Raw genomic sequence first — 22,560 nt, forward strand, 5'->3', positions numbered from 1 at the left:
TCCATACCCACTTGGAACGGGCCCCGTCCGGCCCTCAAGCAGCATGACTTCTTCTTCGCCTTCTTCGGCTCGCCACTTCACCGTCGCCGACTTCGATTTCAACCTCCCCGAGCACCTGATCGCCCAGCACCCGGCCGCCGAACGCAGCGCCTCGCGCCTGCTCGACGGCACCGGGCCGCAGCCGGTGGACCGCATCTTCCGCGAGCTGCCCGGCCTGCTGCAGCCGGGCGACCTGCTGGTGTTCAACGACACACAAGTCGTGAAAGCCCGTCTGTTTGGCGAAAAAGCCAGTGGCGGCAAGCTGGAGCTGCTGATCGAGCGCGTGCTGCTGCCGCACGAGTCGCTGGACGGCTCGGCCAACGAGGTCGTCGGCCACCTGCGGGTGAGCAAGAAACCCCTGCCCGGCGGTCGCCTGCACCTGGCGGGCGGCCTCAAAGGCGGTGGCTTCGACGCGGTGTTCATCGGCCGCTGGCCCGACGAGCAGGGCCAGCTGTTCCGCCTGCGGCTCGAAGGCCCCGCCGGCGAAGACCCGTACACGCTGATGGCGCGCCACGGCCATGTGCCGCTGCCGCCCTACATCACACACGGCGACGACGCCGAGGACGAACGCCGCTACCAGACTGTGTTCGCGCGCGTGCCCGGCGCCGTGGCCGCACCCACCGCGGCGCTCCACTTCGACGAAGGCGTGTTGTCTGCGCTGGAAGCCTGCGGCGTGCAGCGCGCCAGCGTGACGCTGCACGTGGGTGCCGGCACCTTCGCGCCGATGAAGACCGAGCGCATCGAAGAGCACGTGATGCACCACGAGCGCTACGCCATTCCGCCAGCTACGGTTCAGGCCATCACCGATTGCCACGCGCGCGGCGGCCGTGTGGTCGCGGTGGGCACGACCACGGTGCGCACGCTGGAGAGCTGGGCGAAAACCGGCGAGCTGCAGGGCGACACCAACATCTTCATCACGCCCGGCTTTCGCTTTCGCGTGGTGGATGTGCTGGTGACCAACTTCCACCTGCCCAAGAGCACGCTGATGATGCTGGTCAGCGCCTTCGCCGGGTACGAGCACGTGATGGCGCTCTACCGCCACGCAGTGGCGCAGGGCTACCGCTTCTTCAGCTACGGCGACGCGATGCTGCTGGCGCGCTCAGCCCAGGTCCAGTAGCACCCGCCCGCCCTCCACCTTCACCGGCCATGTCCTGATCGGCTGGGTGCAGGGCGGCAGCGTCGCGTCGCCCGTGCGCAGGTCGAAGCGGCCCTGGTGGAACGGGCATTCGATCTCGTGGCCCTCCACGAAGCCGTCGCACAGCCTGGCGTTGCCGTGGGTGCAGAGGTTGTCGGTGGCGAACACCTCGCCCTCCACCGCGAACAGCGCGATGTCGCGCCCGCCCGGCGCCACCGGGATGCCCGCGCCTTCGAACAGATCGGCCTCGGCGGCCACGTCGGTCCAGTTGCTCATGAAAGCCGTCCTGTTCAGATGGGGTAGATGATGGAGTTGGGGATCATCTCGCTGTCGTAGACGCAGAGACGTTGCGCAAACTTCAGGCCGTCGGACGTCTTCGCCACGATGTCCAGATAGCGCCCCACGTTGAACACCGTGCTCGGTCCATCGAGCTTGGTGCGGAACACGGCGTAGTTGGCCTCGCAGTGCAGTCGGCCCTGGTCGTCGATCTGCCGAACGACCGGCGCCCCCACCACGTGCCGCTGGTAGTAGGGATCGTGGAACAGGGTTTCCTTGATGCCATACACGCGGTCGCGCAGCATGGCCTGGCTGTCGAAGGCCAGCGTCGACAGCGGGAATCCGCGCTCGTGGTTCTCGCGCGGCTGCAGCTTGTAGACGCAGTCCGTTGTGAAAAAAAACGGCCACAGGTCCCAGTCGCCGCTGTCGACGGCCGAGGCGTAGTCGCTGTAGAGCTGCTGCAGCGCCTGCCAGGTGTCGAAGTCGACTTTGTCGAGGGCGCTCATGCGGCACCTCCTTCGTTCTGCTCCGGTGCTTCCATGACTTTTCGCCAGTACCCGTACATGCCGCGGATCAGCGTCTCGGTCACCATGTGGTCGGTCTCGCCCACCTCGCGCCCGCCCAGCTCGGCCAGCGCGCGGTGCTGCGGCTTGCTCTCGAAGGCCTGCTGCGAGAACTCGATCACCTCGCCGTCGTCGGCGCTCACGAAACCGGCCGGGCCGAACAGGTTGGCCTGCCGCAGCCGGCGCTCGGTCATCTCGGGCGTGTCGTCCTCGAAACCGAAATGCGTCCACACGAAGTCGAAGGCACCGTGACCATCGGGCTGGATGTGGCGGGTGCTGACGCTGTTGACCTGCTGCTGGAAGATCACGCTGGGGAACAAGGTCGTCATGACGGCCGTAGGCGTCTTGTCTTCCAGCTGCCACCAGGGCTCGGGCACGATGTCCAGGAAGCGCGGGTCTTCGAGCTGCATGCTTTCCTTGAAGCTCGACACCTGGGTCACCTGCGCCGCCTGACCGCTGGCCTGGCCCATGCTGCCGCGCGTGGAGACCATGGCGGCGTGGCGGTGCTGCGCGTCCATGCGCAGCTCGCTCTTGTTGTCGGCGCGCCAGAGGCCGAAGGTGACGAACCAGGTGTGCAGCAGGCCCGGGTGGTAGGGGTCCTTGATGTTCTCCTGCATCAGCTTCCAGTTGCCCGGGATGCGCTGGCGGTTGTAGCCCAGGATGGAGAGCTTGCGGCCGTTGAACAGGCGGTCGAAGTAACGCAGGATGGTCGGCCCCATGTAGTCTTCGAGAGACTCGACCTCTTGGTCGAAGCTGGCGAACACCACGCCGCCGCGCACCGCCACCTTGAGCTTGGTGAGCGCGTGGTCCTTGGGGTTGAAGTCGGCCGGCATGCCGCCGTTGACCTTGCCATCCTGCCGCACGCCGCGCCGGAACGGCACGCCCTGCAGGTCGCCGTTGGGCGCGTAGCTCCACTGGTGGTAGGGGCAGACGAACTCGCTCTGGTTGCCGTGGCGCTTGCGACAGAAGCGCATGCCACGGTGCGCGCACACGTTCTCCACCACGTGGATCAGCCCGTCGGCCGCGCGGGTCATGATGACCGAGCGCTCGCCGACCACGGTGCGCTTGAAGTCGCCCGGGTTCGGAACCTCGGCTTCCAGGCCCACGTAGCACCAGTGGCCTTGGTAGAAAAAGCGGTCGAGTTCGCGCTGGTGGCGCTGTTCGTCGGTGTACACGGCAAAGGGAATGCGGCTGGTGCCGCCGCCCTCCCAGTGCAGGGCGTCGGGGGGAACGGACATGGCGTGTCTCCGGGGGTGTTCTTGTGAGCCGCATGATCGCGGCCGGCCAGCCATCCGGCAAGGGAATCGGCGTGATACGCTGTATTCACATCGTGAATGTGAATACACCATGAAGCTCACCGAGATCGACCTCAACCTGCTGGTGGTGTTCGACCGACTGGTGCAGGACGGCCGGGTCTCGCGCGTGGCCGAGTCGCTGGGGCTGAGCCAGCCGGCCGTGAGCAACGCGCTGCGCCGGCTGCGCGACCTGCTGGACGACGAGCTGTTCCTGCGCACGCCCACGGGCATGGCGCCCACGCCCTACGCGCTGCAGCTGGCCGAACCGGTGGCGCAGGCGCTGCGGGGGCTGCAGGGCGCGCTGAACGTGCGCGCCAGCTTCGACCCGGCCACCAGTGAGCGCTGCTTCACCCTGGCCATGACCGACGTGGGCGAGATCTACTTCCTGCCAGTGCTGATGGACGCGCTGGCCCGCGAGGCGCCGGGGGTCACGCTGCGCTGCGTGCCGGTGGCCGACGCCGCGCTGCGCGAGGACATGGCGGCAGGCCGGGTGGACCTCGCCCTGGGTTCGCTGCCACAGCTGCAGGCGGGCTTCTTCCAGCAGGCGCTGTTCCGCCAGCGCTATGTGGCGCTGATGCGCGCCGGCCACCCGCTGGCCACCGCCAGCGCCGCCCCGCTGAACGCCACGCAGTACCGGCAGGCCGCCCATGTGCGCGTGGTCTCGGCCGGCACCGGCCACGGCCAGGTGGACGAGGCGCTGCAGCGCCTGGGCGTGGCGCGCCAGGTGCAGCTGACCGTGCCTCACTACGTGGCGCTGGGCCAGGTGCTGGGCAGCACCGACCTGGTGGCGACCGTGCCCGAGCGCCTGGCCGAGCGCCTGGCCGGCCCGCACGCGCTGGTGGCCCGCCCGCTGACCCTGCGCCTGCCGGCCAGCACCATCGCCCAGCTCTGGCACGCCCACCTGCACCGCGACCCCGGTCACCAGTGGCTGCGCGGCCTGGTGGCGCAGCGCTTTGGCACGGCCGCGGCCGCGGTGGACGGCCTCTGACGGTGCGACAAGGTATCCATTGGTCACAGGCTTCGAGACAAAAGTGCTACAGCGAAGCCCTCGGATGTGACATTTGTGCAGCAGCCGTGAACACACCCGACTGCAGGCCCTGGACGCGCGGGCACAATACCGCCCACCTTCCCGCCGCCGAAAGTCTGTCCGTGATCGAAATGCTGTTCCGCCTGGGTATCGCCCTGCTGCTGTCCGTGAGCCTGGCCCTGTTGCTGGCCTGGGGCTGGTTCAGTTCGGACGAGCGCACGGAATCGGCCGCGGTCACGGCCTCGCCCGCCTCGGAACCCTCCGGCCCGGCCCGCTGAACCGGCCACGGGCCGGCCGGGTCGCCCCGCGGTTCACAATGGCCCGATGACCCCACCTCGCTGCCTCCCGCTCGCACTGACCGGCCTGCTCGCCCTGCCCTGCGCGGTACAGGCGGCGCCCGATGCCTCCCGCTACGCCACCCAGGGCCGCTGCGCCGGACACCCCCGTGTCGCGCTGACCACCCCCAAGGGCTGGTGCGTGGGCCTGGTGGCCGACGCGCGCGACGGTCTGCAGATGCCGCGCCGCCTGGTCGAAGTGTCCCCCGGCCGCTTCTGGATCACCGACATGGGCCACTGGGAGCCCCGCCGCGGGCGCCTGCTGGAGCTGCGGGTGAACGGCGAACCGGGCGACGCGGACCGGGTGACGGTGCTGGCGAGGGGGCTGGACCGGCCGCACGGACTGGTGACCGGCCCCGACGGCAAGGTCTACGTGGGCGAGGCCGGCACGGTCTGGCGCACGCCCACCGCCGCGTTCGCCCGCGAAGACCTGCTCAAGGACCTGCCGGCCGACGGCGCGCACCCGCTCAAGGAACTGACCTTCGGCCGCAAGGGGCGTCTCTATATCAATATGGGATCGGCCAGCGACGCCTGCCGGGACGACCGGCAGCAGCAACCTCTGCCGTGTCCCGAGACCGCGGGACCGCAGCCCCGGGCCGCTGTGTACGAGACCGTGCTGGGCGGCCCCGACCTCCGGCCCCAGGCCACGCGCCCATTTGCCACCGGCCTGCGCAATTCGCTGGGCCTGGCGCTCACGCAGGATGCGGCGGGCACGACCGAGCGGCTCTGGCAGGCGGAGAACTCGGTCGACTACAGCGACGCCGATGCCCCGGCCGAAGAGCTCAACGAACTTGAACGCGGCGCACACTACGGCTGGCCCTACTGCGTCAGCGACGCACAAGGACGCAGCGTGGTGGCGCGCGGCTACGAGCGGCGCGCGCAGTGCGCCCGCCCCCCGACCCACCGCCCACCGTTCCTGGCCTGGCCGGCCCATGTCGCGCCGCTGCAACTGCTGGCCGTGCCGGCGGCCCCTGCCGGGCAGACCGCCAGCCCCTGGAGCGGGCGCCTGCTGGCGGTCTGGCACGGCTACCGCGCCCAGGGCCACCGCATCGTGGCCTGGCGCCTCGGCCCCGACGGGCGTCCGACCGGCGCGCGCGAGAACATCGTCTCCGGTTGGCGGGTCATGCCCGGCATCCGCCCGCAGGGCAACCCGGCCGGCGTCACGGTCGACCACCGCGGCTGGCTGTGGATCGTGGAGGACCGCAATCGAACAGTATTGGTGGTGGCGCCCGACGCGCCTGCCCGCGGGAGCTCCTGAGCCTGTGGCGCTGCAGCCACCGGTCGTCTCAACCTGAGACGGAGCCCCGGCGCCTTGACAAGGATCAATTCGCAGCCCGGGGGCGCTGATAGCCTGAGGATATTCCCCCAGAAACCCACGGAGTCCTCCCATGAAACGCACCCTGATTGCCCTCTCGGCCGCCCTGCTGGCCGCCACCGCCTGGGCCGGCCCGGCCGAAGACCAGGCCGCCCTCAAGCTCGCCACCGGCTCTGGCTGCATGGCCTGCCACAACATCGAACCCGGGGCCAAGGGCCCGAACGGCATGGCCCCCATCGGGCCGGCCTGGCGCGACGTCGCAGCCAAGTACAAGAGCCAGAAAGGCGCCCAGCAGCAGCTGACCGCCACCGTGCTGGCCGGCTCCAGCCCTTATGAAAGCCACTGGAAGGACAAGGTGTCCGGCCTGGCGATGCCGCCCAACAAGGTGGCCATCTCGGAAGCCGACGCGGCCAAGCTGGTGTCCTGGATCCTGGCGCTCGAAGTCAAGAAGTAAACACCCCCGGAGCGCTCGGCGACAATCGCCGGATGCTCCAGTTCGACGTTCTCAAGACCGAGGGCCACGCCCGCCGTGGCCGCCTCACCCTCAACCACGGCGTGGTGGAGACCCCCATCTTCATGCCCGTGGGCACCTACGGCACCGTCAAGGGTGTCATGCCCTCCAGCCTGGAAGACATGGGCGCCCAGATCATCCTGGGCAACACCTTCCACCTCTGGATGCGCCCCGGCCAGGAGGTGATGAAGAGCTTCGGCGGCCTGCACGCGTTCGAGAAGTGGCACAAGCCCATCCTCACCGATTCGGGTGGCTTCCAGGTCTGGTCGCTGGGCGCGATGCGCAAGATCACCGAAGAAGGCGTGCACTTCGCCAGCCCGGTCAACGGCGACAAGCTGTTCATGTCGCCCGAGGTCAGCATGCAGATCCAGACCGGGCTCAACAGCGACATCGTCATGCAGCTGGACGAGTGCACGCCCTACGAGACCAACGGCCACCTGACCACCGAGGCCGAAGCGCGCAAGAGCATGGAAATGAGCCGCCGTTGGGCCGTGCGCTCCAAGGCGGAGTTCGAGCGGCTGCAGAACCCCAACGCGCTGTTCGGCATCGTGCAGGGTGGCATGTTCGAACACCTGCGCCAGGAGTCGCTGGAAGCGCTGGTCGAGATGGACTTCCCCGGCTACGCCATCGGCGGCGTCAGCGTGGGCGAGCCCAAGGAACAGATGTTGCAGATCATGGCCCACACGCCGCACCGCCTGCCTGCCCACAAGCCGCGCTACCTGATGGGTGTGGGCACGCCCGAAGACCTGGTCGAAGGCGTGGCCTGTGGCGTGGACATGTTCGACTGCGTCATGCCCACCCGCAACGCGCGCAACGGCACGCTGTTCACGCGGCATGGCGACCTGAAGATCCGCAACGCGCGCCACAAGACCGACCACCAGCCGCTGGACGCCACCTGCACCTGCTACGCCTGCGCCGGCCAGAGCGGCGTGAGCTGGGCGGACGGCGGGCGCGACGGCTTTTCCCGCGCCTACCTGCACCACCTGGACCGCTGCGGCGAAATGCTGGGCCCGATGCTGTCCACCATCCACAACCTGCACTACTACCTGAACCTGATGCGCGAGGTGCGCGCCGCACTGGACGCCGGACGCTTCGAAGCCTTCCGCCAGCAGTTCAAGGCCGAGCGAGCGCGCGGCGTCTGACCCTTCGCCATCCATGACACACCGTCTGCTTCGGGGCGACGGCCAGTTCGCCGAAGCGGTTGGTGCCGGTGTGCGCCTGCGCAGCACCCAGGAGTACATGGATGGAGAGTCGACCATCGTCGCCTTCCGCCACCCAGGCGTCGGCGACGAGCACGTCGCGGCGCTCAACGCCTTCGCGCAGCAGCACGCCGGCAAGAAGTACAACACCGCCGGCATCGTGCTGCAGGCGCCCTTCAGCATCGGGCGGCAGTACTGCGAGCTGCCGCTGATTCCCGGCCTGGTGCGCGACTACTGCATCCGCGGGCTGGCCGCCATCCAGCTCGGCGCCATCAGGAACGACCGCTTCTTCTGCTCCCAGTTCGTGCTGGAGGCCTACCGCCACGCCAGGCTGCCGCTGACCACCGCCGACCCGCGCCTGATCAGCCCGGCCGACCTGCTGCACATGCGCGAGGGCGACGTGCCCTCGGTGCGCACCGAACAGACGCTGCAGTACGTCGGCCACCTCAAGACAGCGCCCATGCCGTCCGATGAGATGGCCGTCGGCATGGCGGATTAACGGCCCACATGCATGCTGAACAGCGCGCCGCTGGACAGGCGGCAGGTGCCTGAGCCCAGCGTGGCCGAGTTCATGGTGTAGGCACAGGTGATGTAGCCGCCGCGGTTGCCGGCGCCGTTGGCCAGTCCCTCTCGGCTGGAACCGGCCTTGCGGGTGGCCTCGCCCGAGAAGGACTCCCCGCCGATGACGGTGGAGAAGGTGCCACGACCCTGCAGGTCGTTCGTCACCGTCGCGCTGATGACCCCGTGGGCGCTGGCCAGTTCGTTGGCCGGATAGAGTCGGGCCTGAAAACTCAGCGGCAGCGCGGGTGCGGCCGCGACCGCGGCCGGGGGTGGCGGCACCGCCGTCCCGGTGCGCGGGTCGATGGGCACCACATAGCAGGCCGCCAGGGTGGACGCGGTGGTGAGTGCGCACAGCCAGCCGGCCGGACGGTGCAACGAACGAACAACAGAGGAGATATCCATGGGGATCCTTGAGGCCCAAGCACATGCTTGTGGCGCGATGCTGCGCGGCGACTGTCAAGAAACCGCGGTCTTCCGGTGAAGAAGCGTGAAGTGGCACCGATGGCATCAGCAATGAATACCCAGCCCCCCGTTCCCCGCCACGTCCTGCCCGTGCTGGTGCTTGCGCAGTTCGCCGGCACCTCGCTCTGGTTCGCGGTCAACGCCGTCATGCCCGACCTGCAACGCGCCTTCGGCTGGCCCGCCACCGCCGTCGGCACGCTGACCTCGGCACTGCAGGCCGGCTTCATCGCCGGCACCCTGGTGTTCGCGCTGCTGGCGATTGCCGACCGCTTTGCGCCGCGCCGCGTGTTCCTGGTCTGCGCCCTGGCCGGCGCCGGCTGCACCGTGGGCGCCTGGGCCATGGTGTCGGACTTCAGCGCGCTGCTGGCCTGGCGTTTTGCCACCGGCTTTTTCCTCGCCGGCATCTACCCGGTGGGCATGAAGATCGCCGCTCAGTGGTACACGCGCGGACTTGGCCCGGCGCTGGGCCTGCTGATCGGCGCGCTGGTGCTCGGCTCGGCCAGCGCCCACGCGCTGCGCGCCATCGGCGACACGCTGCCCTGGCCCACGCTGATGCTGGGCGTGGCGGCGCTGGCGGCCGCGGGCGGGGTGTCGCTGTACTTGCTGTTGCCCGACCCGCCCGGCGCGGTGGCGCGCGTGACCACGCTGCAGTGGCGGGCCCTGGCCACCATCGTCACCGACGCGCGGGTGCGCAGCTCGGTGTTCGGCTACTTCGGCCACATGTGGGAGCTCTACACGCTGTGGGTGCTGGTGCCGCTGATCCTGGCGACGCGGCTGGAAGGCAGCGCGCTGTCCTGGGCCGCCTTCTTCGTGCTCGGTGCCGGCGTGCTGGGCTGCGTGGGCGGCGGCTGGCTGGCACCGCGTTTCGGCAGCGCCCGCGTGGCCGGTGTGCAGCTGGCCACCAGCGGCCTGTGCTGTCTGCTGGCGCCGTGGCTGATCGGCGCGCCCGATGTGCTGTTCTACGGCTGGCTGCTGGTCTGGGGCATCACCGTCTCGGGCGACTCGCCGCAGTTCTCCACGCTGACCGCGCGCAATGCGCCGCCGCAGGCCGTGGGCAGCGTGCTCACGCTGACCAACAGCATCGGTTTTGCGATCAGCATCGCCAGCATCCTGCTGTTCGTCGAACTCACACGGGTGGTGCCGCTGGGCTGGCTGCTGACAGGTCTGGCGCTGGGTCCGGCGCTGGGGCTGTGGGCGCTGCGGCCGCTGCTGGAAGAGGCCGCCTGAGTTGCAAGCATCCGTTACATTCCGGCCACCAACAACAACCTCTGGAGGATTCCCATGCCCGCACCCGCCAACGCCGCCCAACGCCCCACCGGCGCCTTCATCGGCGCGTCCTGGGCCGCCCTGCTGGTCGGCGCCGTCGTCTACCTGATGGGCCTTTGGAACGCCCAGATGATGCTCAACGAAAAGGGCTACTACTTCACGCTGCTGATGTACGGCCTGTTCTCGGCGGTGTCGCTGCAGAAGTCGGTGCGCGACCGGCTGGAGGGCATCCCGGTGACCGGCATCTACTACTGCCTGTGCTGGGTGTCGCTGCTGCTGGCGGTGCTGCTGCTCACGATCGGCCTGTGGAATGCCACGCTGGCGGCCAGCGAAAAGGGCTTCTACGCCATGGCCTTCCTGCTCGCGCTGTTTGGTGCCGTCGCGGTGCAGAAGAACATCCGCGACATCGCGCAGTTCAACCGCGCCCACCCCGAACTGGAAGGCAGCGCGGAGTGATGCGGATCAGGGCGTGACAGGGGTCTCGACGGTCCCGGTCGCATCCATCGGCGCGACGGTCGGCATCTTCGCGTCCGCACCGCACGAGAAGCAGTAGCGCGCAAACGCGCTCTTGCGTGTGCTGCAGTGGCCGCAGCGGTCAAACAGGCACAGGCCGCAGTGCGGGCAGAAATCGGTCTTGCCGTCCTTGAGGTCGACCGCGCGCTCGCAGCCCGGGCAGACGTTCTTGGCCAGCCGCGCCTGCGCCAGGTCGTAGTCCATCTCCTTGCGGCGCTGCGTGTCCGGCAGCGCCTCCACCGCCTTCTGCCGCTCCAGGTAGCGCTGCAGCGCCGCAATCGCATAGCGCCCGCCGATCACCGTGAGCACGATGCCCACGATGTAGCGCACATAGCCGCCGTAGCTCGGCAGGTAGGGCACCAGCTCAACGAAGAAGGCAAACAGCGCGAAGAAGATGAATCCCCACACGAAGGGCCACGACGAGCCCTTGCGGTGCTTCTTGAACAGCCAGCCCGCCACCGCCAGCAGCGGCAGGGTGAGCGCCAGCCGGTAGCCGAACACGCGCAGCTCCTGCGCCCGCTGTTCCTCCACATAGGTATCCCGCGCTGCGTCTTCCAGGCTGCGCAGCTCGGCCTGTGCGCGCTGCTGGGCCTGGCGCGCGTCCAGTGCCACCTGCTGCTGTTTTTCCACCGCGGTGAGCGCGTCGCGCTCGGCGCGGCGCAAGCCATCGAGTTCGCGCGTGCGCTGCAGCACCTCCTCGTCCTGTTCGGCGCGCTGCGTCACGCTGCGCGTGGCCAGCCAGTTGTCGAAGGTCTCGCGCGCGGCGCGGTTGTCGGCGCGCGCGGTCTGCAGCTTCAGCTGCGCCTGCTCCAGCGCGGCCTGCGCGTCTTCGGCGGCCCTTTCCGCGGTCTTGATGGACTCCTTGAGCACGGGTGTGCGCTGCGGGTCCATGAAGTCTTCGAGCGAACGCGTCTGCTCCACCTGCGGCAGGTCGCCGACGATGGTGCTGCCCAGGCCGGTGAGGAACCAGGCGAACAGGAAGGCCACCAGCCAGAGGCCGCGGCGGAACCATTTCTCGGACAGGCGCAAGGATTTGCTCATGGTGTTTCCCTCGATGGCTTTGTGTCGGAGGCGATTGTGAACCCGCTCACAGCGCGATCCGCTGCGGCGCCGAGCCCAGACCGCTGCGCGCCAGCCAGTCGAGCACGGAGTCGACCGTCACGGTCTCGATGCGGTCCGAGAAGCGCTTGGCGTTCGGGTGGTCATCGAAGCGGATGTGGGCCGAGCCCGCGCTGGCGCCCAGCCGGGTCATCGGCCCCAGGCGCAGCGTGCTCGGCTGGTAGCCCTTGAAGCCCAGCCAGGCCTGCGCCTGCGCGCGGTTCGTGACGCCGGGCTCGGCGGCGATGGCCATCGTCTCCAGCGCCCACTGGTTGGACTGCTGGTAGCGCGTGCCCCAGGCGTAGGCCACCATGTTGTAGTCGCGCTCGTGCAGGCGCAGGCTGCGCCCACGGTCGTGCAGCAGCGCATACAGCGGCGCCTGCAGCTGCGGCGCCGGCACCGACCACACCGCCTCGTGGCGCCACAGGTCGTCCAGGAAGAACTCGCCCAGGCCCTGGCGGTAGATCGAACCGCTGGCCGTGCCGCACTGGTTCAGCTTGTGCAGCACGCGCCATGGACCCTCGGCGGTCTTGTAGGCCCAGCCCAGGTGCGAATACCGCAGCTGGTACTTCGAGAGGTCCTGCCCCGCCCGGCCCAGCACCACCACTCGTGCCCCGCTGCGCGCGAACTCCGCGTCCAACGCCTGCGCCGTGCGCTGCGCCAGCTCCAGGCCCTGCGTCAGCGTCTGCGGGGTGAGCGAGCGCTGCTCGCAGGAGCGGCCGGCGTGGGCGGCGGTGGCGCCGAGCAGCAGGACGGCCAGCGTCAGCGCGCGGGGAGCGAGGTTCAGTGTCTTCTTCATGGTCTCCCCTCAATAAGTGAGCCGTTCGTTGTGCAGCAGCGCGCGCCCCAATTCGTTCGGAATGAAGCACAGCACCTCGCCCGCCGCCGACAGCAGCACACCCGCGCCGATCACGCTCACCGCCACCACCGTGCCCACACTGGTCGCCACGCCCGAGGCCACGTGCCCGCTCAGCTCCACACTGGCCCGTGCACCATCGGACGCCCGCTCCAGCACGATCACCGTGCCGCGTGCCGACACCTCGACCGCCTTCACCACCAGCACCGCGCCGCTGACCGCCAGCGCCGCCGGCACCACACTCACCGCCACCGCACCGGCCGCCGCGCTGCCCGCGACCGCCGAAGCCGTGCCCACCACCGATGCCACCGGCAGGGCCGACAACACCAGCGACGCCTCGCTCTGCGCCCGCACCGGGGCACTCACCAAGGCCGCGCTCAGGCTGGCGGCCAGCAGCATCTGCTTGAAGAAGAAGCGGTTCATGTCATTGCTCCTCAACGTGGGCCACGGCGCGGCGGTTCTCGATCAGGTCCGCCTCGTGTCGGTCGCGCAGCGTCTTGGCCAGCGTGAACGCCGAGGTCACGAGGTAGAGCCAGCTCACGCCCAGGTAGGCCTTGTAGGTCTCGTCGATCTGCATGCGCAACAGGCCCCAGAGCGTCAGCCCCATCGCCACGGCAAAGCCGCCCCAGACCACGAAGCGCCACATCGGCGTCTCGGCCTCACCGGTCCGCTGCGCCTTCTGCTGGTCGCGCACCGCCTTGGCCAGCACAAACACCGTCGACAGACAGAACACATAACCCATCACCATGAACGCCCGGTCCAGCGCCTGACCCGGCAGGTACGCCAAGCCAGTGGCGCAGAGAAAGACCGCGAGCCCGAACGAGACCCAGACCTGGAGCTGCCAGGCGCGGGTGTCGCGCATCACGATGAGGGGGGAACGGGAACCGCTTGCCATGTGAAACCTCGGTGGGTTGTTGAACACGGGGCGGATGGTGGGGTGGGCTTCTATCTACGGCGCTGCATTTGGTTCGTGGCATCAAAGAAGGACCCTACCGGTACTGCTCATTGATACCCACCGCCCTTTGAACACCGTGCAACGAACACGTGAGCAGATGGATATGCTTTGTCTGCCGACCACGAACGCTCTCCGATGTACTCCGTAGAACTGCTTCCCATCGCCGTACCTTTTCAAGACGACGCCATGAAAGTCACAGGTGTCCATTGGCGCGACGACGCTCCAACAACGATATCCGTGCTCTCGCGGCGATCAGGCCGCCGCGCGAAGGTGGAGTTTCAGGATGCAGTGGGGGTCAGAATTCTTGGGGAACTCGATCTGGCGGGACTGTGGCTGGGCGCTGATCCCGCAACGCTGAAAACCACCTGGCTGTTTGAGGTCAGTGCGGGAGGCTGGTTTGATCTGGAGTCACAGCGCGACGACTTCTACACGAAGCATGAAGCTCCGACTCGGGAGTTTCTGATTGCTGGCTACCAGGAGTGTGTGTCCGTCTTTTCGAGACTTGGACCCTTGGTTGTAGAGCCTGAGGAAGCAACTGAAGGGTAGCGAAGGGCGGTTTGGGTTACCCGCCTTCTGATGGAACAGCTTGCGTGGGCGGTTCTACTCAATGGTAGTCATCCTCGCGCTGGTGCCGCACCGCACCGACGATAACGGTTTCACCATCGACGATCTCGAACAGCACCACATACCCAGTCCGGCCGAACGGAATGACCAGCTCCCGCAAGAACGGACTGCTGCCCGCCTTGCGACAAGCGAACGGTGACGTTTCCAGAAATCCGATGCCGTCTTTGATGGCTTGCAGCGCGCGGGCGGGAATGTCGAGGTCGCCGGCATCGCTGTCCAGCTCGCGCTGCAGCGCGAAGTCGAACAGTTCTTCGAGGTCTTGGCTGGCCGCTTCGCTGAACGTGACCTTGAACCTCATCCGCCGCGCCGCGCCTTGACCTGACGGGCGGTGTTCAGCTTGGCCTCCAGCCGGGCGACAACCTGTTCAGCGGGAATGCCTGAACCCGTGCGTTGGGTTTCCTGTATAGCGGCAATGCCACGGCGCACGAACTCGGCTTGGTGTTTGCGTTTCTCCACGACGCTGCGCACAGCACTTTCGACGAACTGGGACAGCGTCTCGCCTTCCTCCAGAACGCCTTCAAGCTCCTGGCGGAAATCGGGTGCCACGCGCACGGGGGGGAGTGTTGCGGTCTTCATGGACAAAGTGTATTGCATATGCAATGCATCCGCAAACACGCCGGGATAGCCTTTCACCCCATCAACCCCGCCACCCGCTCCCGCAAGCCCTCCGGCGTCACCCGCTCGGCCTCCACCGCCTCCCCCACATTCAGCCCCACGCGGTTGAACAGCCCGCGCCGGAACGGCCTGACCATGGCGGTGGGCTGGCCACCGCTGAGTTCGATGCGGCTGAAGTAGGAGCCCCAGAGGTTGGTCAGCGCCATGGGGATCACGCTGACGTCTTTCACGCCGTCGGCCTTGGCCGTTTCGAGGATCTTCATGATCCCGCCCTTGAAGGCTTGCAGCGTGCCGTCCTTGGTGATCGCGCCTTCGGGGAAGATGCCCAGCAGGTCGCCTTCGCGCAGCACCTTGGCCGATTCGCGGAACGCGGCTTCGTAAGCGACCGGGTCTTCTTTTTGCGGCGCGACGGGGATCGCCTTGGCGAGTTTGAACAGCCAGCCGAGCACCGGCACCTTGAAGATGCGGTGGTCCATCACGAAGCGGATCGGGCGCGGGCTGGCGGCCATCAGCAGCACGGCGTCGACGAAGCTGACGTGGTTGCTGACCAGCACGGCCGCGCCTTCGGTCGGGATGTTGAGATCGCCCGAGACCTTGAAGCGGTAGACGAAGCGGGAGGCAATCCAGGCCACGAAGCGCAGCAGGTACTCGGGCACCAGCAGGAAGATGTAGGCCGCGACCACCGCGTTGGCCAGGCCGATGATGAGGAACAGCTCGCTGATGCTGAAACCAGCGCTCAGCAGCGCGCCGGCCAGCAGCGAACTGGCGATCATGAACAGCGCATTGAGGATGTTGTTGGCCGCGATGATGCGGGCCCGGTGCGTGGGCTGGCTGCGCATCTGGATCAGCGCGTACATCGGCACGCTGTAGATGCCGGCGAACAGCGAGAGCAGCGCGAGGTCGGCGAGCACGCGCCAGTGCGCCGGCTCGCCCAGGAACTGGCCGAGCGTGAGCGCGATGGTGTGGGGCGGCAGGCCCCGCGAAGCGAAGTAGAGGTCGACCGAGAACACCGTCATGCCGATGGCGCCCATGGGCACCAGGCCGATCTCCACGTGGCGGCGGCTGAGGATTTCGCACAGCAGCGCGCCCGCGCCGATACCGACCGAGAACACCACCAGCAGCAGCGAGGCGACCTGTTCGTTGCCGTGCAGCGTGTCGCGCGCGAAGGCCGGGAAGTTGGCGAGGAACACCGCGCCGAAGAACCACATCCAGCTGATGCCCAGCAGCGAACGGAACACCACCACGTTGCCGTGCGCCAGTTGGAGGTTGCGCCAGGTTTCGGTGAAGGGGTTCCAGTTGATCCGCAAGCCTGGATCGGTGGCGGGCGAGACCGGTACGGCCTGCGCGAGCGCGCGGCCCAGCAGGGCCAGCAGCAGGCAGGCGGCCGCCACATAACTCGGGCCGACCAGGGGCAGCGCGATCAGCAGGCCGCCCGCGACGTTGCCCAGCAGGATGGCGACGAAGGTGCCCATCTCGACCATGCCGTTGCCGCCGGTGAGTTCGCGTTCGTTCAGGTGCTGCGGCAGGTAGGCGAACTTGACCGGGCCGAACAGCGTGGAGTGCAGGCCCATCAGGAACACGCAGCCCAGCAGCACCGGCACGTGCTGCTGCATGAAGCCCCAGCCGGCCAGCAGCATGATGGCGATCTCCAGGTTCTTCACAAACCGGATCAGCACCTCCTTGGGGACCTTGTCGGCCAGCTGCCCGCTGGTGGCACTGAACAGCAGGAAGGGCAGGATGAACAGCGCCCCGATCACCAGGCCCGCCATCGAAGGGTCAAGCCACTGCACCTGCAACTGGTAGGTCACCATCACGGTGAAGGCGAACTTGAAGACGTTGTCGTTGCCGGCGCCGAGGAACTGCACCCAGAAGAATGGGGCGAAGCGGCGCTGCGTGAGCAGGGCGAACTGGTTGCTGTGGGCGGCGTCGTGTGCGCCGGCCTCGGCGCTGATCGCAGCTTGCGGGGTGGACATTCGGGTCTCCTCCAGTGGTGTTCTCGGCGCGGGGTTCACGCGGCGCGGCCCGGTGCATTCTGCCGCAGGCGGTTCGGCGCTCCAGCCGCGCGCCGAGGCGCCAGCGCCGCGATGACGGGCCAGGCCGCCAGCGCAGCGGTGAGGTGCTTGAGGCTGTGGCCCGAGATGGTGTCTGCGGTGGCGTGGAACACGGCCTCGTCGCCCAGCTCCAGCAGCTTGGCCAGCGCGTACAGGCCGATCAGCGCGCCCAGGCGGATGCCGACGGCAGCCGCGACCGGCTTGCGCAGCGCCAGCCAAACGATCAGTGCCATGCCACCGAACTGGAGCACGGCCCAGGGCAGCACGTTGCCGTTGGACGCCGGCAGGATGGCCGAGAGCACCCCGAGCGGCAGCAGCACGCGCAGCGCCTGCGAGGCCGGAGCCTGGCCCACGCGCTCGGCCACGGCCAGCGCCAGCGCGCCCGCGAAGGTCGCGGCCATGCCCAGGCGATCCCCGACCAGGCCGGTGGCGTCCGGCGCCCAGTGGTACCAGGCCGAGCCGACACCGGTGGTCAGCAGCCCGGCGAAGAACACCAGGGCCGCCTGGCGCGTCGCGGTGGGCAGCGTGCGGCCCCGCAAGGCCTGCAGACCCCAGAGACCCGCCAGGCCCAGCGGCGCATTGGTGAGCACGTCGCACGCGTTCGGAATGCCCAGCAGGGTGCGCGCGTCGACGAAGGGGTGGCCGTGCGCGTGCAGGTGGGCGTAGCCGTGGGCATTGAGCACGAGGCCCAACGCTTCGGCCAGCGCGGGTCCGGCGGTCAGCGCCAGCAGCCACAGCAACAGCAAGGCCGCGGCACAGTGTCCGAAGGCCGGGGAAGGAGAAACAGCGGGAATGCGCATGGGGACTCCGGTGGGGTGGAACAGCGGGCGCAGTGTCGGGCCGCCTCTCCGGATCGGGAATCACCTTGCGATACAGTGGCCCCACCATTCACCTCCGGTATCGCCATGCGGTACCCGACCCCATGAGCACCACCCTCGACCTCGTCGGCACCATCAAGAAGGAACTCAAGGCCGCGCAGATGACCTACGCCGATCTGGCGGCCGCGATGGGCATGGCCGAATCGAGCGTCAAGCGCATGCTGGCCAAGGGCGACATGTCGCTCTCGCGGGTGGACGAGGTCTGCCGCGCACTCAAGATCGACTTCGCCGAACTCGCGCGCCGCGTGGCCGACGCGCAGCCGCTGCTGAAGGAGATGACGGCCGAACAGGAGCGTGCGGTGGTGGCCGACAAGAAGCTGCTGCTGGTGGCGATCTGCGTGCTCAGCCAGTGGACGCTGGAGCAGATCACCGCCACCTACCGGCTGACCGAGGCCGAGTGCGTGAAGTACCTCGCGCAGCTGGACCGCATCGGCATCATCGAGCTGCGCCCGCTCAACCGCTACCGCCTCAAGCTCGCCAAGACCTTCCGCTGGCGCCCGCACGGCCCGGTGATGAACTACTTCCGCGAGCATGCCCTGCTCGACTACTTCGCAGGCGGCTTCGATGGCAGCGGCGAAGGCCTGATGCTGGTGCACGGCTCGGTCAGCCGCGCGCTGGCGCCGGTGTTCCTGGAACGCCTGCAGCGCGTGGCGCAGGACTTCGCGCAGCAGCACCAGACCGACCAGAAACTGGCCCCGAAAGACCGCGAGGGCTACACGCTGGTGCTGGCGATGCGCAGCTGGGAATTTGAGGCCTTCAGCACGCTGCGCCGCTGACGGCGCCACCCGCGGCGCGGTCGGGCTGGCATGATGTCGGGCTTGCCCGGAACCCGGGCTGTTTCATTTCTGCTTCTCCATGAACGCTCCCGCCGACCACGACACGCCTTCCAAAGCCGCCGCCGCGCCTGTTGAAAGCCCCGCCCCGCAGCCCGCCGATGGCGAACGTTCCCCGCGCCGCAACGAGCGGCCACGCGGCGGGCGCAATCGTGGGAATCAAGGCGGCCGCAACGGCGGCGGCCAGCGCCCGCAGGGCCCGGGCCGAACCAATGCCGAGCGCCCGGCCCAGGCGGCACCTGCGCGCCAGCACCCGGTGCTGGACCAGCTGGCCACGCTGCACCCCGCGCTGTTCGGCGAGACGCCCCGACCGCTCAAGCGCGGCATCTTTGAAGACCTGCTCGCCGCCCACCCCGGCGTGCTGGAGAAGGACAGCCTGAAGGCCGCACTGGCGCTGCACGCGCGCTCCACCCGCTACCTCACGGTCATCGCCTCGGGCCAGCAGCGCCACGACCTTGCGGGCCAACCGGTCGAGGCGCTGACGCCCGAGCAGGTGCACCACGCCTTGATCGAGGTCTTCCGCCGCCGCGGTGCGCGCAGCCGCGAAGACCTGCGCCCCAAACTGCGCCAGCGCATTCTCAAAGCCTACGAAGCTTCAGGCCTGTCGCCCGACGAGTACCTGCAGCGCATGCACGGGCGCGACGAAGAGGTGAACCAGCTCACCCGCGACGCCCTGGCCGAGGTCAGCGCCCGCGCCGCGCGCGAGGACGCGCTGCTGCGCGCCTACGAAGCCAGCGGCAAGAACATCAACGAGTTCGCCGACATGTACGGCCTGCATGTGCTCGACGCCAACCGCTCGCTGGAGCGCGCCCGCGCGCGGCAGGCGGCCGCCCTCAAGCCGGCGCCGTGAACACCGTCAGCACGCCGGTGTAGCCGTAGAGCTGCTGGTGTGCGATCTCGCCGCCGGCGAAGAAGCCGACCAGCGGTACGTCACCCAGCGCACGGCGCACGATCTGCAGTTCGGCGCTGGGCGCACCGAAGTGCAGGCCGCCCCGGCCCGAGCAGCTCACGTAAAGGGCGCCCACGATGTGGCGTGCCACCACCGGCTCGGGGTCGGCCGACACCATGCTGGTGCCCATGCCCAGGGTTTCGGGCTCCAGCTCTTCACGTATTTCGCTGCACACGCGGATCAGGTCGGCGCGGGCGGCCTGGACATGCCGCTCGCAGAAGGCGAGCCGCGCGCCCAGCGGAGGGTGTTCGGCCACGGCCACGCCGCGGCGGGCCGGGTCCAGCCCGATGATGTGGCGCACCATCACCTCAGGGCCGAACTGGCCACGCGCATGACCCTGGGCCGGCGCGTCTGCCGGCCGGTGCTGTGGCAGCGTCAGCCCGACCAGGGTGCGGCGCAGCCGCTCCATGGCCTGCTGGGGCTGCGCCAGCGACACGCCCAGCTCGCGCAGCAGCACGTCCAGCGCGGGTTCTCCATCAAGCTCCAGCACCAGGTTGCCATCGACGGCGGTGACCGAGCGCTCGCGGTCGATGGGCTGCGCGCCCTGGGTCACGCGGGAGATCAGCTCGACCTCGGGACCAAAGGCCACCCCGCTGATGCCGCCACTGAACACTCCCCCCACCGCCCCCTGCCCCCGCAGGTGGCCGGCGCTGCTGGCGGCGAACTGCACACTGGCCGAACGGCTGCCCACCAGGCCACCGAACACATAGCCCGATTGCGTGCGGTCCGCGACCTCGGCCACCAGCTCGCCCAGATCGTGGGAGCCCGGGTCGGCGTGCAGCAGCGCGGTGTGCGCGACAAAACCTGAGGGTTCGACACCACTGGCCGGCAGCGGTGCGACGCCGCTGAAGACACGGTACTGATCGGGACTCAGATCGCAGAGCATGACCGCCAGAGCGGGCTCGTCGAAGTACTCGACGTTGTTGGCCGCGATGCCGACCCCCACGGTGCCGGACCAGTCGGTGACCTCGGGCAGCTCGGCGCTCAGGTGGTCGAGGATGGCCTGCGCCTGGCCGGCGTAGTGGTCGGTGATGTAGAGCAGACCGAGCGACGGCGTGGCAGCGTAGGCCGGCAGGGCCATCTGCGCGCGCAGCTGGGCCAGCACCAGGGCCGCGGCCATGCGCCACTGCGGGTGCGTCGCGTGGGCGTAGGGGAACAGCTTCATGGCAGGGCCCATTCTTCTGGTGTTCAGCGGCGGCGCGGGGCCTTTTTGGCCGCAGCCTTGCGGACGGCGGTTTTCTTCCCGGCGGGAGTCTTGGCGGCGGGCGACTTCTTCGCCGACGTGCCGGCTGCCGGCAGGAAACCGGGAAAGAACGCGGTGGGCATGGGCCAGTCGCCCGCGCCGAGGGGCTGGGCCGGCGTGGCCGGCGCCGCCTTGGCGGCCGGCTTTTTCACCACCGCCTTGGCGGAGGCCGGGGCACGGCTGGTCTTCGGCGCCACCTTTCGGCCGGACGATGGCTTATTCGCCGGCGATGGGCCTCCGGTGACGGCGCGCACCGCCGCAGAGCCCATACCGGCCGCGCGGCCGACATTGCGCGCCACGGTATCGCCCACGCTGCGCCCGGCTTTCGTGGCCATGTCGGTGGCGGTCTTGACCGCCTGTTCGGTCAGCCCGCTGGCGACGTTGCGCGTGGCATCGAGCGCGCCCTGCTTGGCCATGTCCTTCATGGCCGTGCTGGCGATCTGCTGGAACTGCTGCGAAAGCGCGCCCCACCAGGCCATGGGGTCGACCACCCCCGACGCCGCTTCAGGCGCAGGCGCCGCCTCCGCGGCCGGTTTGCGCGGCTTGCGCGCAGCGGGCGCCGGGGCCGGCTCGGGCGCTGGCGGCTCGGCAGCGGGGTTGCCATAGGTGCGCTCGGGAATCTCGAGTCCCGCGAACTGCGTCGGCACCTTGCCGGTCAGACCCGACACCGTGTCGGCCGCCTTGAGCTTGAGCGCGTTGGCCACATCGCCCAGGTTGAAGTTCATGGCCTTGAGCGTGGCCAGTGACATCTTCTGCACCTCCAGCGCCTGGATGGTCGCGCCCAGCGCCTTGGCGTTCTGGTCCAGCCAGAACTGCACCGCCTTGAGTTCCTCGATGCGCTTTTCCAGGTCCTCGACGTTGAAGGTCGGCGCCACCCAGTGGCCCAGGTTGGGCATCTGAGGCAGGCTTTTGCCCAGCCCCTGCGCGACACCGTCGGCGGCCTGCCCCGCGAGGTTCTGCAGGAACTCGAAACCGGGAACGAACTTGCCGAATCCGCTCGCATCGCTCATGGCAGTCTCCTGTTGGAAGGGATCAGGTGTCGGCACCGTAACGCGGCGCGCGGCGCTCACGCAAGGATGCCACACCTTCGCGCACATCCGGTCCCGCAAAACCCATGAATTCCAGCGCCAGTGAGGTGTCGAAGGCGGGCCCGGCCTGGCGCAGCCAGTTGTTGAGCGAGTACTTGGTCCAGCGGATCGCGGTCTGGCTTCCCGAGGCGAGGCGGTCGGCGACTTCGTAAGCCTTGTCCAGCAGCGCGTCATCGTCCACCGCCAGCGAGACCAGGCCGATGCGCTCGGCCTCCTCGCCGCTGATCGGGTCGCACAGCATCAGGTAGTACTTGGCCTTGGCCAGGCCGCACAGCAGCGGCCAGACGATGGCCGCGTGGTCGCCCGCCGCCACGCCCAGGCGGGTGTGGCCGTCGACGATCTTCGCGCTCTTGGCGGCGATGGAGATGTCGGCCAGCAGGCCGGCCACCAGGCCCGCACCCACCGCCGGGCCGTGCATGGCGCTGACGATGGGCTTGTCGCAGTTGATCACGTTGTAGACCAGGTCGCGCGCTTCCTTCCAGACCCGGGTGCGGACCTCGAAATCGGTCGCCATGTCCTGCACCAGCGCCAGGTCGCCGCCCCCCGAGAAGCCCATGCCGCTGCCGCGCAGCACGGCGCAGCGCACGGAGTCGTCGCGTCCCACGTCGCGCCAGATTTCGGATAGTTCCCAGTGGCCTTCGTGCCCCGCCGTGGGCAGCTTGCCGTTGCCGCCGGGGCCGTCGGCCTTCATGCGGATGTCCAGCACCGACGGCACGCCGTCCACGGTCGGTCCGCGGCGCGTGATCTCGAGGGTCTGGTAGCGGCTGTAGTCGACAGCGGACATCGTTGTTTCTCCTGTGATTTCCGGAAAGTGAAGCCGTCGATTCTGCGGGGGAATGCCGTGTTTTCCGACGGGGATTTCCCCTTGGCAAC

The 22,560-nt window shown here is 68.8% G+C and carries 27 protein-coding genes; 12 read left to right on the plus strand and 15 right to left on the minus strand.

The genetic code is table 11. The features are described 5' to 3' along the window. The first annotated feature begins 43 nt into the window (after positions 1–43). Positions 44–1,156 (plus strand): tRNA preQ1(34) S-adenosylmethionine ribosyltransferase-isomerase QueA, encoded by a 1,113-nt coding sequence (gene queA / locus RCO38_RS12725; RefSeq protein ID WP_308328679.1) that lies wholly within the window; start codon positions 44–46, stop codon positions 1,154–1,156. Here queA and RCO38_RS12730 read toward each other — a convergent pair. From RCO38_RS12730 to RCO38_RS12740, 3 genes are read right to left on the minus strand one after another with little or no spacing between them, the layout of a single operon-like run. Next, positions 1,139–1,450, minus strand: a complete 312-nt coding sequence (locus tag RCO38_RS12730; RefSeq protein WP_308328680.1) for a non-heme iron oxygenase ferredoxin subunit — start codon at positions 1,448–1,450, stop codon at positions 1,139–1,141. The genes queA and RCO38_RS12730 overlap by 18 nt on opposite strands. A gap of 14 nt (positions 1,451–1,464) precedes the next feature. Further along, entirely contained in the window at positions 1,465–1,956 is a 492-nt protein-coding gene (locus RCO38_RS12735; RefSeq protein WP_308328681.1) for an aromatic-ring-hydroxylating dioxygenase subunit beta, read from the minus strand. Beyond that, positions 1,953–3,251 (minus strand): aromatic ring-hydroxylating dioxygenase subunit alpha, encoded by a 1,299-nt coding sequence (locus RCO38_RS12740; protein ID WP_308328682.1) that lies wholly within the window; start codon positions 3,249–3,251, stop codon positions 1,953–1,955. Before RCO38_RS12740 ends, RCO38_RS12735 begins: the two co-directional genes overlap by 4 nt. 109 nt (positions 3,252–3,360) lie before the next feature. Here RCO38_RS12740 and RCO38_RS12745 point away from each other — a divergent pair, with 109 nt between their 5' ends. The 6 genes from RCO38_RS12745 (at position 3,361) to RCO38_RS12770 (ending at position 8,194) form a co-directional block, all read left to right on the plus strand. Beyond that, positions 3,361–4,296 (plus strand): LysR family transcriptional regulator, encoded by a 936-nt coding sequence (locus tag RCO38_RS12745; protein ID WP_308328683.1) that lies wholly within the window; start codon positions 3,361–3,363, stop codon positions 4,294–4,296. A gap of 161 nt (positions 4,297–4,457) precedes the next feature. Continuing rightward, positions 4,458–4,613 (plus strand): hypothetical protein, encoded by a 156-nt coding sequence (locus RCO38_RS12750; protein WP_308328684.1) that lies wholly within the window; start codon positions 4,458–4,460, stop codon positions 4,611–4,613. Between the two features lie 46 nt (positions 4,614–4,659). Beyond that, positions 4,660–5,928: a PQQ-dependent sugar dehydrogenase gene (locus RCO38_RS12755; protein WP_308328685.1), complete on the plus strand. Its 1,269-nt coding sequence runs from the start codon at positions 4,660–4,662 to the stop codon at positions 5,926–5,928. Positions 5,929–6,058: 130 nt separating this feature from the next. Then, a complete protein-coding gene (locus RCO38_RS12760; protein WP_308328686.1) occupies positions 6,059–6,439 on the plus strand; it encodes a c-type cytochrome in 381 nt (126 codons plus the stop codon). Between the two features lie 32 nt (positions 6,440–6,471). After that, the gene (tgt, locus tag RCO38_RS12765; protein ID WP_308328687.1) at positions 6,472–7,638 is read left to right on the plus strand and encodes a tRNA guanosine(34) transglycosylase Tgt; all 1,167 of its coding nucleotides are present in this window, start codon (positions 6,472–6,474) and stop codon (positions 7,636–7,638) included. Positions 7,639–7,651: 13 nt separating this feature from the next. Then, positions 7,652–8,194, plus strand: a complete 543-nt coding sequence (locus RCO38_RS12770) for a hypothetical protein (RefSeq protein ID WP_308328688.1) — start codon at positions 7,652–7,654, stop codon at positions 8,192–8,194. On the opposite strand, the gene RCO38_RS12775 is transcribed toward RCO38_RS12770, so the two are convergent. Further along, the gene (locus RCO38_RS12775) at positions 8,191–8,658 is read right to left on the minus strand and encodes a hypothetical protein (RefSeq protein ID WP_308328689.1); all 468 of its coding nucleotides are present in this window, start codon (positions 8,656–8,658) and stop codon (positions 8,191–8,193) included. The genes RCO38_RS12770 and RCO38_RS12775 overlap by 4 nt on opposite strands. 111 nt (positions 8,659–8,769) lie before the next feature. On the opposite strand from RCO38_RS12775, the gene RCO38_RS12780 reads away from it, so the two are divergent. Together RCO38_RS12780 and yiaA are read left to right on the plus strand one after the other, a co-directional pair. Then, positions 8,770–9,945 carry an MFS transporter gene (locus tag RCO38_RS12780; RefSeq protein WP_308328690.1) on the plus strand — a complete coding sequence of 392 codons (1,176 nt, stop codon included), beginning with the start codon at positions 8,770–8,772 and terminating at the stop codon, positions 9,943–9,945. Between the two features lie 54 nt (positions 9,946–9,999). Beyond that, entirely contained in the window at positions 10,000–10,440 is a 441-nt protein-coding gene (gene yiaA, locus RCO38_RS12785; RefSeq protein WP_308328691.1) for an inner membrane protein YiaA, read from the plus strand. A gap of 6 nt (positions 10,441–10,446) precedes the next feature. On the opposite strand, the gene RCO38_RS12790 is transcribed toward yiaA, so the two are convergent. The 4 genes from RCO38_RS12790 to RCO38_RS12805 are packed head-to-tail and all read right to left on the minus strand — an operon-like array spanning position 10,447 to position 13,346. Beyond that, on the minus strand, positions 10,447–11,538 hold the full coding sequence (locus RCO38_RS12790; protein ID WP_308328692.1) for a serine endopeptidase: 1,092 nt from the start codon (positions 11,536–11,538) through the stop codon (positions 10,447–10,449). A 46-nt stretch (positions 11,539–11,584) separates the two neighbouring features. After that, on the minus strand, positions 11,585–12,394 hold the full coding sequence (locus RCO38_RS12795) for a DUF2145 domain-containing protein (RefSeq protein ID WP_308328693.1): 810 nt from the start codon (positions 12,392–12,394) through the stop codon (positions 11,585–11,587). Positions 12,395–12,403: 9 nt separating this feature from the next. After that, on the minus strand, positions 12,404–12,874 hold the full coding sequence (locus tag RCO38_RS12800; RefSeq protein WP_308328694.1) for a hypothetical protein: 471 nt from the start codon (positions 12,872–12,874) through the stop codon (positions 12,404–12,406). A gap of 1 nt (position 12,875) precedes the next feature. Continuing rightward, positions 12,876–13,346 (minus strand): YiaA/YiaB family inner membrane protein, encoded by a 471-nt coding sequence (locus RCO38_RS12805; RefSeq protein WP_308328695.1) that lies wholly within the window; start codon positions 13,344–13,346, stop codon positions 12,876–12,878. 195 nt (positions 13,347–13,541) lie between these two features. On the opposite strand from RCO38_RS12805, the gene RCO38_RS12810 reads away from it, so the two are divergent. Then, positions 13,542–13,952: a hypothetical protein gene (locus RCO38_RS12810; protein WP_308328696.1), complete on the plus strand. Its 411-nt coding sequence runs from the start codon at positions 13,542–13,544 to the stop codon at positions 13,950–13,952. Positions 13,953–14,010: 58 nt separating this feature from the next. Here RCO38_RS12810 and RCO38_RS12815 read toward each other — a convergent pair whose 3' ends face one another. From RCO38_RS12815 to RCO38_RS12830, 4 genes are read right to left on the minus strand one after another with little or no spacing between them, the layout of a single operon-like run. After that, positions 14,011–14,328, minus strand: a complete 318-nt coding sequence (locus RCO38_RS12815) for a type II toxin-antitoxin system RelE/ParE family toxin (RefSeq protein WP_308328697.1) — start codon at positions 14,326–14,328, stop codon at positions 14,011–14,013. Then, positions 14,325–14,606, minus strand: a complete 282-nt coding sequence (locus tag RCO38_RS12820) for a YlcI/YnfO family protein (RefSeq protein WP_308328698.1) — start codon at positions 14,604–14,606, stop codon at positions 14,325–14,327. Before RCO38_RS12820 ends, RCO38_RS12815 begins: the two co-directional genes overlap by 4 nt. Positions 14,607–14,659: 53 nt before the next feature. Beyond that, the gene (locus RCO38_RS12825; RefSeq protein ID WP_308328699.1) at positions 14,660–16,618 is read right to left on the minus strand and encodes an MFS transporter; all 1,959 of its coding nucleotides are present in this window, start codon (positions 16,616–16,618) and stop codon (positions 14,660–14,662) included. A gap of 35 nt (positions 16,619–16,653) precedes the next feature. Beyond that, a complete protein-coding gene (locus RCO38_RS12830; protein WP_308328700.1) occupies positions 16,654–17,496 on the minus strand; it encodes a hypothetical protein in 843 nt (280 codons plus the stop codon). 122 nt (positions 17,497–17,618) lie between these two features. On the opposite strand from RCO38_RS12830, the gene RCO38_RS12835 reads away from it, so the two are divergent. Together RCO38_RS12835 and RCO38_RS12840 are read left to right on the plus strand one after the other, a co-directional pair. Next, positions 17,619–18,350, plus strand: a complete 732-nt coding sequence (locus RCO38_RS12835; protein ID WP_308328701.1) for a helix-turn-helix domain-containing protein — start codon at positions 17,619–17,621, stop codon at positions 18,348–18,350. Between the two features lie 79 nt (positions 18,351–18,429). Continuing rightward, complete coding sequence (locus tag RCO38_RS12840; protein WP_308328702.1) at positions 18,430–19,257, plus strand: ProQ/FinO family protein; 828 nt, start codon at positions 18,430–18,432, stop codon at positions 19,255–19,257. Here RCO38_RS12840 and RCO38_RS12845 read toward each other — a convergent pair. Genes RCO38_RS12845 through RCO38_RS12855 form a run of 3 tightly spaced genes read right to left on the minus strand, consistent with a single transcriptional unit; the run spans position 19,241 to position 22,471 of the window. Beyond that, entirely contained in the window at positions 19,241–20,521 is a 1,281-nt protein-coding gene (locus RCO38_RS12845) for an FIST signal transduction protein (protein ID WP_308328703.1), read from the minus strand. The genes RCO38_RS12840 and RCO38_RS12845 overlap by 17 nt on opposite strands. Before the next feature lie 23 nt (positions 20,522–20,544). Next, positions 20,545–21,609: a PhaM family polyhydroxyalkanoate granule multifunctional regulatory protein gene (locus RCO38_RS12850; RefSeq protein ID WP_308328704.1), complete on the minus strand. Its 1,065-nt coding sequence runs from the start codon at positions 21,607–21,609 to the stop codon at positions 20,545–20,547. Between the two features lie 22 nt (positions 21,610–21,631). After that, positions 21,632–22,471, minus strand: a complete 840-nt coding sequence (locus tag RCO38_RS12855; protein WP_308328705.1) for an enoyl-CoA hydratase/isomerase family protein — start codon at positions 22,469–22,471, stop codon at positions 21,632–21,634. Between the last annotated feature and the right edge of the window lie 89 nt (positions 22,472–22,560).

Source organism: Hydrogenophaga pseudoflava, assembly GCF_031020795.1.
Classification (GTDB): Bacteria; Pseudomonadota; Gammaproteobacteria; order Burkholderiales; family Burkholderiaceae_C; genus Hydrogenophaga; species Hydrogenophaga pseudoflava_A.

What these genes read in the sequence shown, in the direction of transcription:
- RCO38_RS12755 (WP_308328685.1), top strand. Translation starts at nt 4,660, where the DNA reads ATGACCCCACCTCGCTGCCTCCCGCTCGCACTGACCGGCCTGCTCGCC.
- RCO38_RS12735 (WP_308328681.1), bottom strand. Translation starts at nt 1,956, where the DNA reads ATGAGCGCCCTCGACAAAGTCGACTTCGACACCTGGCAGGCGCTGCAG.
- RCO38_RS12805 (WP_308328695.1), bottom strand. Translation starts at nt 13,346, where the DNA reads ATGGCAAGCGGTTCCCGTTCCCCCCTCATCGTGATGCGCGACACCCGC.
- RCO38_RS12745 (WP_308328683.1), top strand. Translation starts at nt 3,361, where the DNA reads ATGAAGCTCACCGAGATCGACCTCAACCTGCTGGTGGTGTTCGACCGA.
- RCO38_RS12855 (WP_308328705.1), bottom strand. Translation starts at nt 22,471, where the DNA reads ATGTCCGCTGTCGACTACAGCCGCTACCAGACCCTCGAGATCACGCGC.
- RCO38_RS12825 (WP_308328699.1), bottom strand. Translation starts at nt 16,618, where the DNA reads ATGTCCACCCCGCAAGCTGCGATCAGCGCCGAGGCCGGCGCACACGAC.
- RCO38_RS12770 (WP_308328688.1), top strand. Translation starts at nt 7,652, where the DNA reads ATGACACACCGTCTGCTTCGGGGCGACGGCCAGTTCGCCGAAGCGGTT.
- yiaA (WP_308328691.1), top strand. Translation starts at nt 10,000, where the DNA reads ATGCCCGCACCCGCCAACGCCGCCCAACGCCCCACCGGCGCCTTCATC.
- RCO38_RS12760 (WP_308328686.1), top strand. Translation starts at nt 6,059, where the DNA reads ATGAAACGCACCCTGATTGCCCTCTCGGCCGCCCTGCTGGCCGCCACC.
- RCO38_RS12815 (WP_308328697.1), bottom strand. Translation starts at nt 14,328, where the DNA reads ATGAGGTTCAAGGTCACGTTCAGCGAAGCGGCCAGCCAAGACCTCGAA.
- RCO38_RS12780 (WP_308328690.1), top strand. Translation starts at nt 8,770, where the DNA reads ATGAATACCCAGCCCCCCGTTCCCCGCCACGTCCTGCCCGTGCTGGTG.
- tgt (WP_308328687.1), top strand. Translation starts at nt 6,472, where the DNA reads ATGCTCCAGTTCGACGTTCTCAAGACCGAGGGCCACGCCCGCCGTGGC.
- RCO38_RS12740 (WP_308328682.1), bottom strand. Translation starts at nt 3,251, where the DNA reads ATGTCCGTTCCCCCCGACGCCCTGCACTGGGAGGGCGGCGGCACCAGC.
- RCO38_RS12800 (WP_308328694.1), bottom strand. Translation starts at nt 12,874, where the DNA reads ATGAACCGCTTCTTCTTCAAGCAGATGCTGCTGGCCGCCAGCCTGAGC.
- RCO38_RS12830 (WP_308328700.1), bottom strand. Translation starts at nt 17,496, where the DNA reads ATGCGCATTCCCGCTGTTTCTCCTTCCCCGGCCTTCGGACACTGTGCC.
- RCO38_RS12730 (WP_308328680.1), bottom strand. Translation starts at nt 1,450, where the DNA reads ATGAGCAACTGGACCGACGTGGCCGCCGAGGCCGATCTGTTCGAAGGC.
- RCO38_RS12850 (WP_308328704.1), bottom strand. Translation starts at nt 21,609, where the DNA reads ATGAGCGATGCGAGCGGATTCGGCAAGTTCGTTCCCGGTTTCGAGTTC.
- RCO38_RS12820 (WP_308328698.1), bottom strand. Translation starts at nt 14,606, where the DNA reads ATGAAGACCGCAACACTCCCCCCCGTGCGCGTGGCACCCGATTTCCGC.
- RCO38_RS12840 (WP_308328702.1), top strand. Translation starts at nt 18,430, where the DNA reads ATGAACGCTCCCGCCGACCACGACACGCCTTCCAAAGCCGCCGCCGCG.
- RCO38_RS12835 (WP_308328701.1), top strand. Translation starts at nt 17,619, where the DNA reads ATGAGCACCACCCTCGACCTCGTCGGCACCATCAAGAAGGAACTCAAG.
- queA (WP_308328679.1), top strand. Translation starts at nt 44, where the DNA reads ATGACTTCTTCTTCGCCTTCTTCGGCTCGCCACTTCACCGTCGCCGAC.
- RCO38_RS12795 (WP_308328693.1), bottom strand. Translation starts at nt 12,394, where the DNA reads ATGAAGAAGACACTGAACCTCGCTCCCCGCGCGCTGACGCTGGCCGTC.
- RCO38_RS12775 (WP_308328689.1), bottom strand. Translation starts at nt 8,658, where the DNA reads ATGGATATCTCCTCTGTTGTTCGTTCGTTGCACCGTCCGGCCGGCTGG.
- RCO38_RS12845 (WP_308328703.1), bottom strand. Translation starts at nt 20,521, where the DNA reads ATGAAGCTGTTCCCCTACGCCCACGCGACGCACCCGCAGTGGCGCATG.
- RCO38_RS12810 (WP_308328696.1), top strand. Translation starts at nt 13,542, where the DNA reads ATGTACTCCGTAGAACTGCTTCCCATCGCCGTACCTTTTCAAGACGAC.
- RCO38_RS12790 (WP_308328692.1), bottom strand. Translation starts at nt 11,538, where the DNA reads ATGAGCAAATCCTTGCGCCTGTCCGAGAAATGGTTCCGCCGCGGCCTC.